General features: G+C 57.1%; 15 protein-coding genes. 7 read left to right on the top strand and 8 right to left on the bottom strand.

Annotated elements, in window-relative coordinates:
• Positions 1 to 7: 7 nt before the first annotated feature.
• From SR894_RS07130 to SR894_RS07120, 3 genes are read right to left on the bottom strand one after another with little or no spacing between them, the layout of a single operon-like run.
• Entirely contained in the window at positions 8 to 1,471 is a 1,464-nt protein-coding gene (locus SR894_RS07130) for an N-acetylmuramoyl-L-alanine amidase (RefSeq protein ID WP_133730413.1), read from the bottom strand.
• Positions 1,462 to 1,968: a tRNA (adenosine(37)-N6)-threonylcarbamoyltransferase complex ATPase subunit type 1 TsaE gene (gene tsaE / locus SR894_RS07125; RefSeq protein WP_133730412.1), complete on the bottom strand. Its 507-nt coding sequence runs from the start codon at positions 1,966 to 1,968 to the stop codon at positions 1,462 to 1,464. Before tsaE ends, SR894_RS07130 begins: the two co-directional genes overlap by 10 nt.
• A gap of 11 nt (positions 1,969 to 1,979) precedes the next feature.
• The gene (locus SR894_RS07120) at positions 1,980 to 3,452 is read right to left on the bottom strand and encodes an NAD(P)H-hydrate dehydratase (protein WP_133730713.1); all 1,473 of its coding nucleotides are present in this window, start codon (positions 3,450 to 3,452) and stop codon (positions 1,980 to 1,982) included.
• 97 nt (positions 3,453 to 3,549) lie between these two features.
• Here SR894_RS07120 and queG point away from each other — a divergent pair, with 97 nt between their 5' ends.
• The gene (queG, locus tag SR894_RS07115) at positions 3,550 to 4,683 is read left to right on the top strand and encodes a tRNA epoxyqueuosine(34) reductase QueG (protein WP_413614113.1); all 1,134 of its coding nucleotides are present in this window, start codon (positions 3,550 to 3,552) and stop codon (positions 4,681 to 4,683) included.
• On the opposite strand, the gene orn is transcribed toward queG, so the two are convergent.
• Positions 4,684 to 5,289, bottom strand: coding sequence for an oligoribonuclease (gene orn / locus SR894_RS07110; protein ID WP_133730411.1), 606 nt, complete (start codon positions 5,287 to 5,289; stop codon positions 4,684 to 4,686). It lies immediately after the preceding gene.
• A 169-nt stretch (positions 5,290 to 5,458) separates the two neighbouring features.
• Between orn and rsgA the strand changes: the two genes are divergently transcribed.
• The 3 genes from rsgA to asd all read left to right on the top strand — a co-directional run bounded on the left by rsgA (position 5,459) and on the right by asd (position 8,423).
• Positions 5,459 to 6,478: a small ribosomal subunit biogenesis GTPase RsgA gene (gene rsgA / locus SR894_RS07105; RefSeq protein ID WP_022523982.1), complete on the top strand. Its 1,020-nt coding sequence runs from the start codon at positions 5,459 to 5,461 to the stop codon at positions 6,476 to 6,478.
• Positions 6,479 to 6,496: 18 nt separating this feature from the next.
• A complete protein-coding gene (locus tag SR894_RS07100) occupies positions 6,497 to 7,339 on the top strand; it encodes a sulfurtransferase (protein ID WP_133730410.1) in 843 nt (280 codons plus the stop codon).
• Positions 7,340 to 7,589: 250 nt separating this feature from the next.
• Positions 7,590 to 8,423 carry an archaetidylserine decarboxylase gene (asd, locus tag SR894_RS07095; protein ID WP_133730409.1) on the top strand — a complete coding sequence of 278 codons (834 nt, stop codon included), beginning with the start codon at positions 7,590 to 7,592 and terminating at the stop codon, positions 8,421 to 8,423.
• Between the two features lie 20 nt (positions 8,424 to 8,443).
• On the opposite strand, the gene SR894_RS07090 is transcribed toward asd, so the two are convergent.
• The gene (locus SR894_RS07090; RefSeq protein ID WP_227404892.1) at positions 8,444 to 9,106 is read right to left on the bottom strand and encodes a TetR/AcrR family transcriptional regulator; all 663 of its coding nucleotides are present in this window, start codon (positions 9,104 to 9,106) and stop codon (positions 8,444 to 8,446) included.
• A gap of 182 nt (positions 9,107 to 9,288) precedes the next feature.
• Here SR894_RS07090 and SR894_RS07085 point away from each other — a divergent pair, with 182 nt between their 5' ends.
• Positions 9,289 to 10,464: an HlyD family secretion protein gene (locus SR894_RS07085; RefSeq protein WP_166650333.1), complete on the top strand. Its 1,176-nt coding sequence runs from the start codon at positions 9,289 to 9,291 to the stop codon at positions 10,462 to 10,464.
• A complete protein-coding gene (locus SR894_RS07080; protein ID WP_133730407.1) occupies positions 10,461 to 12,011 on the top strand; it encodes a DHA2 family efflux MFS transporter permease subunit in 1,551 nt (516 codons plus the stop codon). The genes SR894_RS07085 and SR894_RS07080 overlap by 4 nt, the downstream gene beginning before the upstream one ends.
• Before the next feature lie 28 nt (positions 12,012 to 12,039).
• Here SR894_RS07080 and epmA read toward each other — a convergent pair whose 3' ends face one another.
• Positions 12,040 to 13,020 carry an EF-P lysine aminoacylase EpmA gene (gene epmA, locus SR894_RS07075; protein WP_133730406.1) on the bottom strand — a complete coding sequence of 327 codons (981 nt, stop codon included), beginning with the start codon at positions 13,018 to 13,020 and terminating at the stop codon, positions 12,040 to 12,042.
• An 86-nt stretch (positions 13,021 to 13,106) separates the two neighbouring features.
• A complete protein-coding gene (gene efp, locus SR894_RS07070) occupies positions 13,107 to 13,673 on the bottom strand; it encodes an elongation factor P (RefSeq protein WP_133730405.1) in 567 nt (188 codons plus the stop codon).
• A 150-nt stretch (positions 13,674 to 13,823) separates the two neighbouring features.
• On the opposite strand from efp, the gene epmB reads away from it, so the two are divergent.
• On the top strand, positions 13,824 to 14,858 hold the full coding sequence (gene epmB, locus SR894_RS07065; protein ID WP_133730404.1) for an EF-P beta-lysylation protein EpmB: 1,035 nt from the start codon (positions 13,824 to 13,826) through the stop codon (positions 14,856 to 14,858).
• 71 nt (positions 14,859 to 14,929) lie between these two features.
• Here the strand turns inward: epmB and SR894_RS07060 are convergent, their stop codons facing one another.
• Positions 14,930 to 15,316 carry a type II toxin-antitoxin system VapC family toxin gene (locus tag SR894_RS07060; RefSeq protein ID WP_133730403.1) on the bottom strand — a complete coding sequence of 129 codons (387 nt, stop codon included), beginning with the start codon at positions 15,314 to 15,316 and terminating at the stop codon, positions 14,930 to 14,932.
• Position 15,317: the final 1 nt, after the last annotated feature.

Genomic DNA, 15,317 nt, shown 5'->3' with positions numbered 1-15,317 from the left:
CGGCACCTCATGAACGGGGAATCTGTAACACTTGGCCAACGCGAATCACGTCACCATTCAGGTCATTGGCCTGCCTCAACTGATTAACCGGTACGCCATGACGCACAGCAATCGCTGACAGGGTGTCTCCCGACTGTATACGGTACTCGTTACCTGAAGGGCGACGCTGATTATCACGCTGCCAGGCAAGCAGGCTGGCTGGCGGTGGGAAGCGCTCGAAATGCTCGCGCAAGCCGCTGAAAATAGCTTGAGAAAGCCCCGATTGATGGACTGGGTCGCGTAGCCGACGCTCTTCGTCAGGGTTAGAGATAAAGCCAACCTCGATCAACAGCGAGGGGATATCGGGAGACTTCAGTACCATAAACCCAGCCTGCTCGACCCGCGACTTATGCAGCCGGTTAATGCGGCCTAACTGCTCCAATACCTGACCACCGATCGAGAGCGAGTCATTCAGCGTGGCAGTCATGGTCAAATCCAACAACACGCCGCGCAGCACCTGGTCTTTATCACGCAAGGAGAGATTGCCATCGACGCCGCCGATAAGGTCAGAGCGGTTCTCACTATCCGCCAGCCACTGAGCAGTTTCCGAGGTGGCGCCGCGCTGAGAAAGCGCATAGACAGAGCTCCCTTGGGGCCTTGGGCTGGTGAAAGCATCGGCGTGTATCGAGACAAAAAAGTCGGCTTTCTGCTCACGTGCCAGGGCTGTACGCTGACGCAACCCTATATAGTAGTCGCCATCCCGCACCAGCACGGCCTTAAAGCCTTCGGTACCGTTCACTTCAGCAGCTAGGCGACGGGCAATTTCCAGCACTACGTCCTTTTCCCGTGTGCCTGAAGGGCCAATAGCCCCTGGGTCTTCACCACCATGACCGGCGTCGACGGCAATAATAATATCGCGTCTTGGGTGCGGCTTGGCTTCCTGCACTTCTGCTGGCGCTGCCCCGCTAGGCGGCGCCACGTTGTCTGGCATTTGGCCTTGAGCCGATGCCCGCTGGGCCTGAATTTCCTGATCCCGAATCATCGCCTCAATAGGGTCAATCGGATTCTCGACGGCGCTCTCACCAGGATATTCAAGATCAACGACCAGTCGGTGGCCGTACTGATCGTTAGGTGTCAGGGTAAAGTGGCGCGGCTCAATTTCTCGATTAAGCTCAAGCACAACCCTCAGGCCACCCCCCTCTCGTGTGCCAGTGCGCACCGAGCTAATCGCACTGTCATGTAAAGGCAGCGTACTGGGGTCGGTATCCATCTGAGTATCATCTAGATCAATCACCAACCGCGCTGGGTTCTCCAGCGAAAATACGTTGGCATTAGTCGCAGCGGAGAGATCAAACACCAACCGGGCATGATCTGGCGCCGCCCAAAGCCGCATGCTCTCTACGCTGGACGCTTGAACATTAAGCGCCGCCAGGGCAAAAAAACTGGCGGCTAACAAGCGATATACGCGTGCCGCTATGCCCCTCATTTCCATTGAATCACACCGTTCTCCAACTGACCGGAAGCTTCTTGACCTACCTTGCTTCGCAATAATTCAAGCATACGCTGACCGTTATCACTACCCGCAGCTAATGAGACCAAACGCCCTTGCTCCACTACTTCCAAGGTTAGCCGCAGGTCAGGCGCTGGCAACCACCCTTCACCGCGGCTGGGCCACTCAATAATGGTGACTGCATCGTCGGCCAGCACGTCTCGACCACCAATAAACTCAAGCTCCTCTGGATCCGCTAAGCGGTATAAATCCAGATGATAAAGCCGCTGGTCGTTCAGCTCATAAGGCTCTACCAAGGTGTAAGTGGGACTCTTAACCGCCCCTTGATGACCATAAGCCCGCAGGATGCCACGCGTTAACGTGGTTTTACCGGCACCTAGCTCCCCCTCTAGATAGACGAGCCCACGTCCTTGCAATACATGCCCGAGCGCTTCGCCAAAAGCGACCTGGGCCTCTTCGTTGTCTAATTGCACCTGCATTTGGGCTGCCTTCACGGATTAATCAATTTTCGCGCATAGGATGCCAGATCGCTGGCCAGCAGGCCACGCTCGCCTTCTTCTTCTGCCGCGCGATCGGCCGCTAACGCATGCACCATGGCACCTAGCCAGGCACTAAACTCCACCTCACCCCGCTGAGCAATCAACGCCCCAAGCATACCGCTGAGCACATCGCCCATGCCGCCGCTGGCCATACCGGGGTTACCGTAAGGGCACACCACCAAACCGCTAGGCCCAGCAATTAGACTGCCCGCGCCTTTCAATATCACCACACCACCCCGAGCGCGTTGCAGTGCTTGAGCAGCAGCGGGCCGGTCGGATTGGATATCGGCAACGGAACAGTTTAATAGCCGCGCGGCTTCACCGGGGTGTGGAGTCAATATCCAGTTATCACGGCGAACCTCCGGCCACTGGCGCGCCAGCAGGTTAAGCCCATCGGCATCTACCACCAGCGGGGTGTCTGACTGCAGTGCACTCTGTAGCACCGCCTGCCCCCAGGCAGCCTGACCAAGCCCTGGCCCTACCACCAGAACGTCAGCGTTACTGGGCAACTCAGCGGCTTCAGCCCCTCCGCGTACGCTATGAGCCATCACTTCCGGGCAACGCACCAAACTGGCGGCAATATGTTCTGGGGCGGTCGCCAGGCTTACTTTACCCGCTCCCAAACGCGCGGCGGCTTGGCAGGCCAGTAGAGCTGCACCACCAAAACCTGGAGCGCCCCCCATCACCAGCACATGCCCCATGTCACCTTTATGGTTAGTGCGCAGGCGCGGAGCAAAAGCCTCTGCCAACAGCGAATCATCCAGCCGCCAGGCCGTAGGGGGAATGTCGAAATAGGCCTGGGCTTTGACACCCAGGGGGCGAAAGTCGATCTCACCGGTATAAGCCGGTGCATCGCCAGTATGCAGCCCCACCTTATCGCCAATAAAAGTCACCGTGCAGGTAGCCTTTACAGCAATACCCGGTACCGCACCTGTATCTACAACCAAACCGGAGGGAGTATCAATCGCCAGTACCGGTTGACCTGCAGCATTGATCGTTTCAATAGCGCGCTTGAAGCGCCCTTCTACTTCTCCGGTTAACCCGGTACCTAGCAGTGCATCGACTATCACTTCACCGGAGAGCTCTATACCGGCGTGCCAATCCTCACACCCCACCCCCGCGGATGTTGCTAATTCTGCGGCACGGGCCGCGTCGCCGCTGAGCTCTTCAACGGGTTTAAGGGTTATTCGCTGTACTTTGAGGCCCGACTGCATGGCTAGCGCTGCCAGCACGTGACCATCGCCACCGTTGTTCCCGCTCCCGCATAGCACGCTAATGCTACGTGCTTGAGGCCAACGTGAGCGGAAGCTATGCCAGGCGCTTGATGCAGCGCGCTGCATCAACGCAAATCCATCGATGCCACCCGCAATAGTGCGGCGATCGAGCTCCCGCACCTGGGCAGCTTTATAGAGGGGGCGTAGCATGGAAGTGTTCGGGACTGTCACGATCGCTCCTTTCACATGTTTTGATGGCTGCCAATGCGTTAGCATAGCGCGCTTAATGCCTTGCTGTTGATTGACTATGTCGAATTCCACTGCCTTTGCACGTTCAGATGGTGCAATGACCGACCAGAAACTTGCTCGCCTTGCCGACCTGATTAAAATCTGGGGGCGAGAGCTGGGTTTTCAGCAAGTAGGCATCACCGATACTGAACTGTCGGCTCATGAAGACCACCTCGACGCGTGGCTGGAAAAAGGCTACCACGGCGAAATGGGCTTTATGGCCAAGCATGGCACCAAGCGCACTCGCCCTGAGGAGCTGGAACCCGGCACTCAGCGCATTATCAGCGTGCGTATGGATTACCTGCCCGCCGAGGTGGAGAGCACCAAGGTGCTCGGCCAGCCCAGCCGCGCCTATGTATCGCGCTACGCCCTTGGCCGTGATTATCACAAGCTAATACGCAAACGGTTAGCCCTATTAGCAAAAAAAATTGAGCAGGAAGTCGGCGACTTCGGTTACCGCGCTTTTGTCGATTCAGCGCCGGTGATGGAGCGTGCTCTGGCCCAGAAAGCAGGGCTTGGTTGGTTTGGCAAAAACGCCATGCTGCTCAATCCCAAAGCGGGTTCGCTATTTTTTCTTGGCGAACTGTATACCGATCTACCTCTCCCCATTGACGCACCGTTTGAACACGAACACTGCGGTAGCTGCAGTGCTTGCCGCACCGCTTGCCCCACCGGCGCCATCGTCGACGATAAAGTGGTCGACTCCCGCAAGTGCATTTCGTATCTCACCATTGAGCTTCACGGGGCGATTCCGGTTGAGTTTCGCCGCGCCATGGGCAACCGTATTTACGGCTGCGACGACTGCCAACTGGTCTGCCCTTTTACTCGCTTTACCCATATCACCCAGGAAGATGACTTTGCGCCGCGCCATGACTTAGACCGCGCATCGCTTATCAGCCTGTTTGGCTGGGGCGAAGCGGAGTTTTTGGATAAAACTGCCGGCAGCCCCATTCGGCGCATTGGCTACCAGCGCTGGCTGCGCAATATTGCCATTGGCCTGGGCAATGCGCCCTGGAGCGAGGCTGTTGAAGCCGCGCTATGGGCACGTAGAGCCTACCCAAGCGCACTGGTGCGTGAACACGTCGCCTGGGCACTTGAAGAGCAGCGCAGGAAGCACGGTGAGCGCATTGCTACCGATACCTGCTCCTCTTAACTACTCTTCTTCGTCGCTGCTCTGATCAACGCGTAAAAACGTATTGCGGTAGTGAGCCAGTTCAGCGATGGACTCTTTAATGTCATCCATGGCCAGGTGCACGTTCTGCTTACTAAAACCCGCCAGCGCGCCGGGGTTCCAGCGTTTAGCCACTTCTTTAATGCTCGACACATCAAGGTTGCGGTAGTGGAAAAAGTTAAGCAGCGCAGGCATCTCACGCTCGAGAAAACGCCGATCCTGATGGATGCTGTTGCCGCACATGGGCGACGACCCCGAAACCGCGTACTGCTGCAAAAACGCCAGGGTTTGCTGCTCGGCTTCAGCAGTTTCCACTTGGCTGGCTTTTACCCGCGCGACTAAGCCTGACTCGCCGTGTGTTTTCTGGTTCCAGTCATCCATCTGCGCCAGCAGGCTATCGGGCTGCTTTACTGCAATCACCGGCCCTTCCGCCACCACGTTTAAATCCGCATCGGTGATCAGCGTTGCCACCTCAATGATGCGCTCCTTATTAGGATCGAGACCGGTCATCTCTAGATCAATCCACACCAGCAGATCATTCCGCGGCGCCGTTTTTCCTGCCGCTGCACCTGTCGTTTCGTTGCTCATTACCTGTATTCCTTTGCCCGAATGACCATTAACATCATGCAAGTGTGCCTTAAATAGGCCTGCCAAGCAGCTACAAAGGAGAGCTTGGCCACTTGATGGCATCTTTGATAAGTACAATCACACCTTTGATAGGTACAATGACCTCTATTGTAGCGATCATCAGGTGGTCATGAGCAAACGTAAATTAAGTCGCCAGCAGCAGTGGCGAGTCGAGAAAGTCCAGGCGGAACGTGCCCAGCGCGCCGAAAAGCGCGACGTGCAAGACGCTGAAAAACTCGCCGCCGGTGAATACGGGGCCGAACAGCCCGGCCGCGTTGTTGCTCACTTTGGCCGCACCCTAGAGGTGCGTAATAGCGATAATGAACCGGTGCGCTGTCACTTACGCGCCAACCTGGACGGCCTCGTTACCGGCGACAGAGTGATATGGCGCGCTGGGCAAGAAGGCTCCGGCGTAGTGGTGGCCCGTGAAGAGCGCGACAGCGTGCTTAAACGCCCTGACGCTCGCGGCCTGCTCAAACCGGTGGCTGCCAATATTGACCAGCTATTGATCGTGTTTGCAGTGGAACCCGCCCCCCACGCCAATCTTATTGACCGTTACCTGGTTGCCGCCGAAGCCACCGGCATAGCGCCAGTGCTAGTGCTCAACAAAACCGACTTACTGCCAGAAGATGGCGGCGAGTTAGGCAAATTGTTAGAACGCTATCGCGACTTGGGCTACCCCGTCGTACGCACCACCACCGCTACCGAAACCGGGCTGGATGATCTGCGCAGCCAGCTTGAAGGCCGCACCTCGGTATTCGTCGGTCAGAGCGGCGTGGGCAAGTCATCGCTAATCGATTTGCTGCTACCCGACGAAACCCTGCGCATTGGTGCGCTCTCGGAAGACTCTCGCAAAGGCACTCACACCACCACCACGGCCCGCCTTTATACCATGAGTCGCGCTGAAGTAGCCGACGGCGATCTCATCGACTCACCGGGTATTCGCGAATTTGGCCTGGTGCACCTCAACGAGCAGGAAGTTACCGACGGCTTTATTGAGTTTCACGACTATATTGGTCACTGCCGCTTCCGCGACTGCCGCCACCGTAATGAGCCAGGCTGCGCTTTACTCGCAGCGGTTGAGGCAGGCAAGATTCATCCAGCACGCTTTACCAGCTACCGGCGCATACTTGATAGCTTGGATAGCTAGGATTTAAAGGAGTTACTCATGAGCACCGAAAGCCAATCTTCGGAATCCAACCTGCTGCCGCTAATCGTTGAACCCGAACAGCTGCAGGAACATTTGGATGACCCACAGCTGCTGATTATCGATGTTCCGGTCAACGGCGATAGCTATCGCCAGGGCCATGTGCCTGGGGCTATTTTCCTCGATTTTCGCTATTTGATGCGCGGTGAAGGGCCTGTGCCCAGCGATGTTCCCAGCGTCGAGGCGCTATCAAGGCTATTCAGTGCCCTGGGCTTAACTCGCGATACTCACGTAGTCGCTTACGATGACGAAGGCGGCGGCTGGGCGGCACGGTTACTGTGGACGCTAGATCTTATCGGCCACACTCGCTACTCCTATCTGAACGGCGGCATTCACGCCTGGCGCGATGCAGGCCTGGAAGAGAGCACAGAACCGACCGCCCCAACCCCCAGCGAATACCACGCTGAGCTTCTCAACCCCCAAGCCCTGATTACCTGCGACGAAATCAAAGAGAAGCTCGACGATAAGCAGTTTGCGGTTTGGGATGCGCGCTCCAAAGATGAGTACGATGGCGTACGCGGTAACAACAAGCACCTGGGCCATATTCCAGGGGCGGTCAATATGGATTGGCTACATGCCATGGATCGCAACCGCGCGCTACGTATACGCGATTACGCCGAGCTGATCACCGAGCTAGGCGCCCTGGGCCTCACGCCCGACATGGAAATTGCCACCCACTGCCAAAGCCACCACCGCAGCAGCTTCACCTGGCTGGTGGGCAAGGCGCTAGGCTTTAATATGCGCGGCTATGCGGGTTCCTGGGGTGAGTGGGGCAACCGCGACGATACGCCAATTGAAAAGTAAAGAACACTCAGCGTAATTGTTTAAAGTAAATGCGCGCTCGACTAAGGGCGCCGGGGACGGGTCGTAGAGGGGGTCATTTGCCATGGCCGGAAAATGTTCCATACCATTCCGGCATTTCCGCCATCCATGGCGGTCAGATGGCAAATGTAGCGCCCAGGGAAGGGTTCACAGCGCCCCCTCGTAGACCTGTCACCGGGGTAGCCCTTAATGGCAATATCCCACTACAAGCCACTGCCAAAAAGTAACCACTGTGACTCTTTCCCAAAAAGCCTTTTCGCTACTTCAATATCCACTGCCTCACCACGCGATCTCACGCCTGACTGGCCAATTCGCCCAGTGTGACAACCCCTGGGTGAAAAACACCCTGATCAAAGCGTTTATCAAGCGCTTTAACGTTGATATGACCCAGGCGCTGGAGCCAGACCCCACCGCTTACGCCACGTTTAATGACTTTTTCACCCGTGCACTCAAAGACGATGCCCGACCACTAGGCGATGGCATCCTCAGCCCCGCCGATGGCACGCTCTCACAATTCGGACGCCTACAGGCCGGACAACTGGTGCAGGCCAAAGGCCACACCTACTCCGCGCAAACCCTACTCGGCGGCGATACGGCACTGACAGAAGAGTTCTTAGGCGGCAGCTTTGCCACCGTTTACCTCTCCCCTCGGGACTACCACCGGGTGCACATGCCTACGACGGGTACGCTTAGGGAAATGATCTACGTGCCGGGGCGACTCTTCTCGGTCAACCAGGCCACTGCCAACTACGTGCCAGGCCTCTTCGCCCGCAACGAGCGCTTAGTGTGTATTTTTGATACCGAACACGGCCCCATGGCCATGGTGTTAGTCGGGGCAATGATTGTCGCTGCTATCGAAACCGTCTGGTCGGGGCAGGTGACGCCGCTTTCCGGTTACCCACAGCGCATGCAGTTTGGGCAGCCTATCGTGCTGGAAAAAGGCGCTGAGATGGGCCGTTTCAAGCTTGGCTCCACGGTCGTCATGTGCTTCGCCAAGCCGCCCAATTTTGCAAACAATCCGCTGGGCAGCATGGTGCGGATGGGGCAAACGCTGGGAGCTAATTGATGACCTTCCCCCTGAACGACCTAGGTCGAAGCACTAGCCGCACCTGAGAGGAAGAGCTCGACACAGCGTCGAGCTCGAGCGTTGCACCGCGTCTCATCAAGACGCACATGACGACCAAGCAGAGCGTCAATGTGCCATTCACCAAGCAACATGCCCACAAACATACCGGCCGCTTCACGCGGATCGTCGAGGTCAAGACGGCCGCTATCCACCTGCTCGCTTAAGTAAGCAGCTAGCGCCTGACGGGTCTGGTCGGGACCGCGAGTGAGAAACAGCTCACCAAGCTCCGGAGCCCGTTCGGCCTCAAAGGCTAAGCCGCGAACTAAGCGGATCACGCCAGGCTCGAACACCAACGTCAGCATTCGGCGGCCTAGCTCGTACAGCACCTGCTCGAGGGCTTGGTGATCCCGTCGCCCCTCCTCCAGCACTGCCCAAGCGGTGGCGATATGCCGCTCCATCGCCGCTGTGAATAATCCCTCCTTGTTACCGAACTGCTTATACAGCGTCGCCAACGATCCGCCGGCGCGGGCAACCACTTCGTTAACGCTGGCACCGGCATAGCCCTGTTCAAGAAAAACATCCCGGGCAGCATCCAGCAGACGTTCACGGCGCGCCACGCCGCGCGACGTTACGGCATCAGTTATGTTGCGACCGAGCATATCTGGCGCGGTTGAGCGTGGCATTGACACTCCTATAGAGGTATATAAAGAAGGATTAATTATAAAGACGCGGTGCACAGAAGTAATATTTTTCGCCCTGGAAATGTAATGTAGCATTCATTACACTATTTGTCTTTTTCCCAAAGGAGGTGTGTTTGCCTCACAGGGAGCCCCTAGCAGGGGCGCTATTGTCTTAAGGAGTGGTCATGACATCGAATACTAAGCCGGGCGAGCCCCCAGATGAGCGCCAAAGCAGCCATGCCGTCGCGGGTCAAGGTGCCCACTCCAGCGGCAAAACTAGCCGCAAGTTACTCGCTGTGGTGGCGGGGCTAATCGGCCTAGCGGCGCTATTCTGGTGGGGTGTGGGCTGGTGGCAAACCGGGCGCTTCATGGAAGAGACCGACAATGCCTACGTGCGCACCGACAGCGTCGCGGTACGCGCCGAGCTATCAGCGCGGGTCGTCGAGGTGGCGGTAGATGATAACCAAACGGTCAAGCAAGGCGATCTGCTGATACGTCTAGACGCCGAGAGCTACCGCGACCAGGTGACCCAGGCCGAGGCCCAGCAGGCAGTGGCCGCAGCCTCAATCGTCCAATCACACCGCCAGGTAGATTTGCAACAGGCGGCTATCGATCAGGCCACGGCTCAGCAGCAGGCGGCCCAGGCTAATCTCGACCAGGCGCGCCAGCATCTGGAGCGCTCCTCGTCGCTTGCCGCCAACAACTATGGCTCCCGTCAGCAGCGCGAAGACGACCAGGCCGCGCTGAGTGTCGCCCAGGCAAAGCTTGCCGAAAGCCAAGCCGCCGTTGTTTCGGCCAGGCGGCAGCTAGCCGTGGCCGAGAGCGACGTGACCCGCGCTGAAGCCAATCTGGACGCCGCCAGCGCCGATCTTGACTATGCTCGCCACCAGTTGGATAAGACCCGCATCGTCGCACCCCGGGATGGCGTGATTGGCAATCTACGCGTTGAGGTCGGCACCTTAGCGCAGCCGTCGCTGACGCTTTTGCAGTTGGTACCCATCGAGTCAGCCTACGTGGCGGCCAACTTTAAGGAGACCCAGCTCGAGCGGATTCGCGTCGGCCAGCCAGTCGCGGTGCATTTGGATGCCTACCCCGATATCACCTACGAAGGCATCGTCGACAGCCTTTCACCGGCCACCGGCACCGAGTTCAGCCTGCTGCCCCAGGACAATGCCACCGGCAACTTCAACAAAATCGTCCAGCGGGTGCCGGTCAAGATCCGCGTCACCGGCCCCACCGAAGCGCTGAGCCAACTGCGTGCCGGGCTATCGGCCGTGCCCGAGATCGATACTCGTCATCTTGAACCACAAAATGACTCCCGCCCTGCCCAGCAGTTGGCAGCGGAGCGGCCCAAGTCATGAGCGAGACGGTCGCCGCCCCGGTGACGGGCGCTAACGACATGCCACCCTGGCCACAGCGCATTGGCTTCATTGCTGCGGTGTTTGGCATGTTCATGGCAATTCTGGATATTCAGATCGTCGCCAGCTCGCTCAACGAAATCCAGGCGGGGCTCTCAGCCAGCGAGGATCAAATCTCCTGGGTGCAGACCGCTTACCTGATCGCCGAGATTGTGATGATCCCGCTTTCAGGCATGCTGATGCGCATTCTCTCCACCCGAGTAGCCTTCACCCTGTCGTGCGTCGGCTTCACCCTGGCGAGCCTGGGCTGCGCGCTGGCCACCTCGATCGAGCAACTGATCGTGCTGCGCGCTATTCAGGGCTTTATGGGCGGAGCGATGATACCCATTACCCAGGCAGTTAGCTTTTCGATCTTTCCCCGCCGGGTAATGGGCAGCGTGCAGGCGGTGATCGGCATGGTTGTCACCATGGCACCCTCGGTGGGTCCCACCGTGGGCGGCTACATCACCGAGACGCTCAGCTGGCACTGGCTGTTCCTGGCCAACGTGATCCCCGGCGTTCTGGTCTGCTGGGCCGCCTGGACATTTCTCGATATCGACAAACCCAACCACGCGGTCGCGCGCCACCTGGACTTGATCGGCCTGGTATTGATCGCGGTGTTTTTGGGCTCGCTAGAGTTTGTGCTTGAAGAAGGGCCCGGCGATGACTGGTTTGCCAGCCAGCGGATCTTGCTGTTCAGCCTGACCTGTCTGGTGGCGGGAGCCTGGTTCTTCATCCGCACCCTGCGCAGCGACCACCCAATCGTCGATCTGCGCGCCTTTACCAACCGCAACTTTGCCATCGGCGCCGGGATGGGCTTTATCATCGGCATCGCGCTCTACGGGCTGGTCTACATCATGCCGCTGTTTTTTGGCTATGTGCGCGGCTATTCGAGCCTGCAAATTGGCCAGGTGATGTTCGTCACCGGGCTGACGATGTTTCTTTGCGCGCCTATTGTCGGTCAGCTGTCCAACCGCCTCGATCTGCGCATTATGCTGTTTATGGGCCTGCTGCTGGTCGGCGTGGGCACCATAATGAACGCCAATCTTACCGTGGAGTCGGGCTTTTGGCAGTTCTGCGTGCCGCAGATCGTGCGCGGCATGGGGCTGATCTTGTGTATCATTCCAGCCTCACGTATTGCCCTGGGCACCCTGCCACCGAGCGAGGTAGGCAATGCCAGCGGGCTTTTTAACGTGATGCGCAACCTGGGAGGAGCCATGGGACTGGCGCTGATCGATACGGTGCGCGACATCCGCGAGGACTATCACTGGAATCAGCTCATCCCTGCTATCGATACTAGCCGCGAGGTCGTAGTAGCGGAGATCGCCAAATACCAAGCGATGCTCGCCGGCTCGGTGCCCGATACCTATCACGCCGCCGTCGCCATGCTGGCGCAACGAGTCTCTCAGCAGGCACAAGTGCTGGCCTTTAACGACATCTTTACCTGGATGGGGCTGATCTACATTGCCAGCGTACCGTTGGTATTCCTACTGCGAAGGATTTCGGCTTGACGGCTTGCAGCCTGTTAGCGACTAGCCGCTAACAGCTGGGCGTTGAGAATGTAAGCACGTCTTCCAGGCGTGCTTTACCCAGTGCCAACTGAATCAAGCGGTCTATCCCCAGCGCCACACCGGCGCCTTCGGGCATTCCATGCTCAAGTGCGGCCAGTAAGCGCTCATCCACATCCACTTCCGGCAAGCCTAAGCGGCGACGTTCAGCGTTGTCTTCAGCAAAGCGTGTGCGCTGTTCCTCTGCATCGGTCAGCTCATCGTAGCCGTTAGCCAACTCAATACCGTTTAGATAGACCTCAAAGCGGGAAGCCACCCACTCACCATCTATATCTTGATGGCGTCGCGCCAGGGCTGCTTGGCTAGCCGGATAATCAACCACCACGCTTAACTCCTGCTGGCCTAATTTCGGCTCGATCACCACGCTCATTAACAGGTCTAGGCAGGTATCGCGGCCTTCATCGGCTAAGGATTGGGCAGGCATTTGTGCCCGCTCCGCAGCTATCGCCCGCAGTCTCTCCAGCGAGATCGTGAACGGATCAACCTCTAAGTAGGTATGAAACAACTCCCGGTAACGGTAATGCACAAGCGGGCCGGGAAAACTGGGCAGCAGCGACATAATGAGCGTCGCGGCCTCACCAATCAGCTGATCCAGCGTAAACTGCGGCCGATACCACTCCAGCATGGTGAACTCAATATTATGGCGGGCGCCGATCTCGCCATCGCGAAAACTGCGCGCAAGCTGAAAAATCGGCCCACTGCCAGCCGCTAGCAGGCGCTTCATATGGAATTCAGGAGAGGTTTGCAGCCATAGACGGCGCTGCCCTTTGTCCGTGCGCGCCAAGGTGTGTAGCGAGACCAAGTGCACATCCGTGCTGCCTCCCTGCCCCAACACTGGCGTTTCCACTTCCAGCACGTCACGCTGGGCAAAAAAAGCGCGCACTTTGGCCATTAACCGCGCCCGTTCGCGCAGCGTTTCAAAGGACGCTGAGGGTTGCCAATCAATGGCCATAACGACTCCTTGAAAAAACCACCTTAAACAATAATGGCCACGCACAAAGCGTGGCCATTAAGACATGCAAGCGCCCTGAAAAGCGATCAAGCGCGGGAGACGTAATCCCCACTGCGTGTATCGATTTTCAACACTTCACCCTGGTTAATGAAGAGCGGCACACGCACCACCGCACCAGAAGACAGGGTCGCAGGCTTAGAACCACCCTGTGCCGTATCGCCTTTCAAACCGGGATCTGTTTCCACGACTTCCAACTCGATAAAGTTAGGCGGCGTTACGGAAATGGCCTTATCATCCCAAAGCGTAATGATATAGGGCACCTGCTCTTTCAGCCACTTGACGGTATCGCCTAGCGCTTTTTTCTCTACCGCATACTGCTCAAACGAGCCATCGGTCTTCATGAAATGCCACATATCACCATCGGTGTAGAGATACTCCATCTCTAAATCCATGACATCGGCACCTTCCAGCGAGTCACCGGATTTAAAAGTCTTCTCACCTACGCGTCCAGTCATCAAATTCCGTAGCTTAACGCGGTTAAACGCCTGGCCCTTACCGGGCTTGACCAGCTCGTTCTCAACGATCGAACAAGGATCGCCGTCGAGCATTACTTTCAGACCGGCCTTGAATTCGTTGGTAGAATAGTTCGCCATAATGTCTCTCAATCATCCATTTCAGTTATTTGTTTCAACAGGTGATGCGCGAAGCCACACTTTGCCGCCGTCAGCAGGTTTATATACCAGCAGCGTTGCAAATGGCGTCGTTAAATAAGTGCGCGCATGATAACCCGAAGGAGGGCTTTTTTGCAGGAGAACATCATTATTGCCGCGTCTGAAACGCAAAGCCATCGCGACTCACTGGCACATTCCACTTGGCAGCAGCAGCTTTCTCATGCCATTCGTGACCCGCAAACACTATGCGAACGGCTAGGACTAAGCCACGACTGGTTAGCGGGCGCCAAGGCTGGACATGCACTGTTTGACGTATGTGTGCCTGAGGCGTATCTCAACAGAATAGCCTATGCCGACAAAAACGACCCGTTGCTGCGCCAGGTTCTGCCGCTGAGCGAGGAAGCGCTCACGCCAAATGGCTATGTCGTCGACCCGCTTGAAGAAGCCGAACATCGGCCCGCCAAAGGGCTTATCCATAAGTATGCTGGCCGGGTGCTGCTTATAGCCAGCCCCAACTGCGCCATCAACTGCCGCTACTGCTTTCGCCGCCATTTCCCCTACAGCGATAACTCACCCTCCAGGGCGCAGTGGCAGGAAGCGCTGGATTACCTGCGCGCTGACACCACTATTCACGAAGCGATTCTTTCTGGCGGCGATCCACTGGCCGCCAGCGATCGTCAGTTGGCATGGCTGGTGGAGCAGCTAGAAAGCATCCCGCACCTAAAACGGCTCCGCATTCATACCCGCCTGCCGGTGGTGATTCCCGATCGGGTCGAAGACGCCCTGCTCGGTTGGCTCTCCGCTACACGCCTGCAAAAAGTGGTGGTGCTGCATATTAACCACGCCAATGAAATCGACCAGGCGGTGATTGATGCCTGCGCGCGCCTTAAACAAGCCGGTACAACGCTACTCAACCAGAGCGTACTTCTGCAAGGCGTTAACGATAACGTTGCTACGCTGGCCGCGCTTTCTGAACGACTATTCGAAGCGGGTATTCTGCCCTACTACCTGCACGTACTGGATCCAGTTCAGGGTGCTGCGCACTTTGATGTGTCGGATGAAGAAGCGCACGAGCTGGTAGCTCAACTACGTGATCATCTTCCTGGATTCTTAATGCCACGCTTGGTGCGGGAAATTCCTGGAAGGGGAAGTAAAACGCCGTTGTGACGCATGTTGAAGAAACAGCGGCACTGAGACGCTTGAATAGCTCAGTGCTGAAGCCTTAAGCCAAAAGTTAGCTATACCCTCCGGATAGGCCCAGCATACTGAGCCACCAGCTCATCCGCAGTAAGCAGCAAAAATCCCTCAGTTTCTGCCTGGGCCACCAAAATTCGATCAAAAGGATCTTTGTGGATGATTGGTAAATGAGCAACGTTGAGTGTATGCAATGAACTGATAGGGAGTTCTAAATAGCCGTTATCTAATAGCCCGCGACGCAACAAGTGCGGGTCAACGTGAAAATCAGGGCGTTGCAGGCTGTTCTTAATGACCACTTCCCATATGCTGGCAGCGCTAAAATAGAGCCTGTTATCTTCGTCATTAATCATAGCTCGCGCATCAGCAGAAAGCCTCTCCGGCGCTGCTGCCGCCCAGAGCAAAACATGCGTGTCCAGAAGTAGATTCACA

It is taken from the genome of Vreelandella neptunia (assembly GCF_034479615.1).
Classification (GTDB): domain Bacteria; phylum Pseudomonadota; class Gammaproteobacteria; order Pseudomonadales; family Halomonadaceae; genus Vreelandella; species Vreelandella neptunia.
Note: the sequence above shows the minus strand (reverse complement) of the source record. Positions and strands in the feature narration are given on the sequence as shown.

What these genes read in the sequence shown, in the direction of transcription:
- SR894_RS07130 (WP_133730413.1), bottom strand. Translation starts at nt 1,471, where the DNA reads ATGGAAATGAGGGGCATAGCGGCACGCGTATATCGCTTGTTAGCCGCC.
- tsaE (WP_133730412.1), bottom strand. Translation starts at nt 1,968, where the DNA reads ATGCAGGTGCAATTAGACAACGAAGAGGCCCAGGTCGCTTTTGGCGAA.
- SR894_RS07120 (WP_133730713.1), bottom strand. Translation starts at nt 3,452, where the DNA reads ATGCTACGCCCCCTCTATAAAGCTGCCCAGGTGCGGGAGCTCGATCGC.
- queG (WP_413614113.1), top strand. Translation starts at nt 3,550, where the DNA reads ATGTCGAATTCCACTGCCTTTGCACGTTCAGATGGTGCAATGACCGAC.
- orn (WP_133730411.1), bottom strand. Translation starts at nt 5,289, where the DNA reads ATGAGCAACGAAACGACAGGTGCAGCGGCAGGAAAAACGGCGCCGCGG.
- rsgA (WP_022523982.1), top strand. Translation starts at nt 5,459, where the DNA reads ATGAGCAAACGTAAATTAAGTCGCCAGCAGCAGTGGCGAGTCGAGAAA.
- SR894_RS07100 (WP_133730410.1), top strand. Translation starts at nt 6,497, where the DNA reads ATGAGCACCGAAAGCCAATCTTCGGAATCCAACCTGCTGCCGCTAATC.
- SR894_RS07090 (WP_227404892.1), bottom strand. Translation starts at nt 9,106, where the DNA reads ATGCCACGCTCAACCGCGCCAGATATGCTCGGTCGCAACATAACTGAT.
- SR894_RS07085 (WP_166650333.1), top strand. Translation starts at nt 9,289, where the DNA reads ATGACATCGAATACTAAGCCGGGCGAGCCCCCAGATGAGCGCCAAAGC.
- SR894_RS07080 (WP_133730407.1), top strand. Translation starts at nt 10,461, where the DNA reads ATGAGCGAGACGGTCGCCGCCCCGGTGACGGGCGCTAACGACATGCCA.
- epmA (WP_133730406.1), bottom strand. Translation starts at nt 13,020, where the DNA reads ATGGCCATTGATTGGCAACCCTCAGCGTCCTTTGAAACGCTGCGCGAA.
- efp (WP_133730405.1), bottom strand. Translation starts at nt 13,673, where the DNA reads ATGGCGAACTATTCTACCAACGAATTCAAGGCCGGTCTGAAAGTAATG.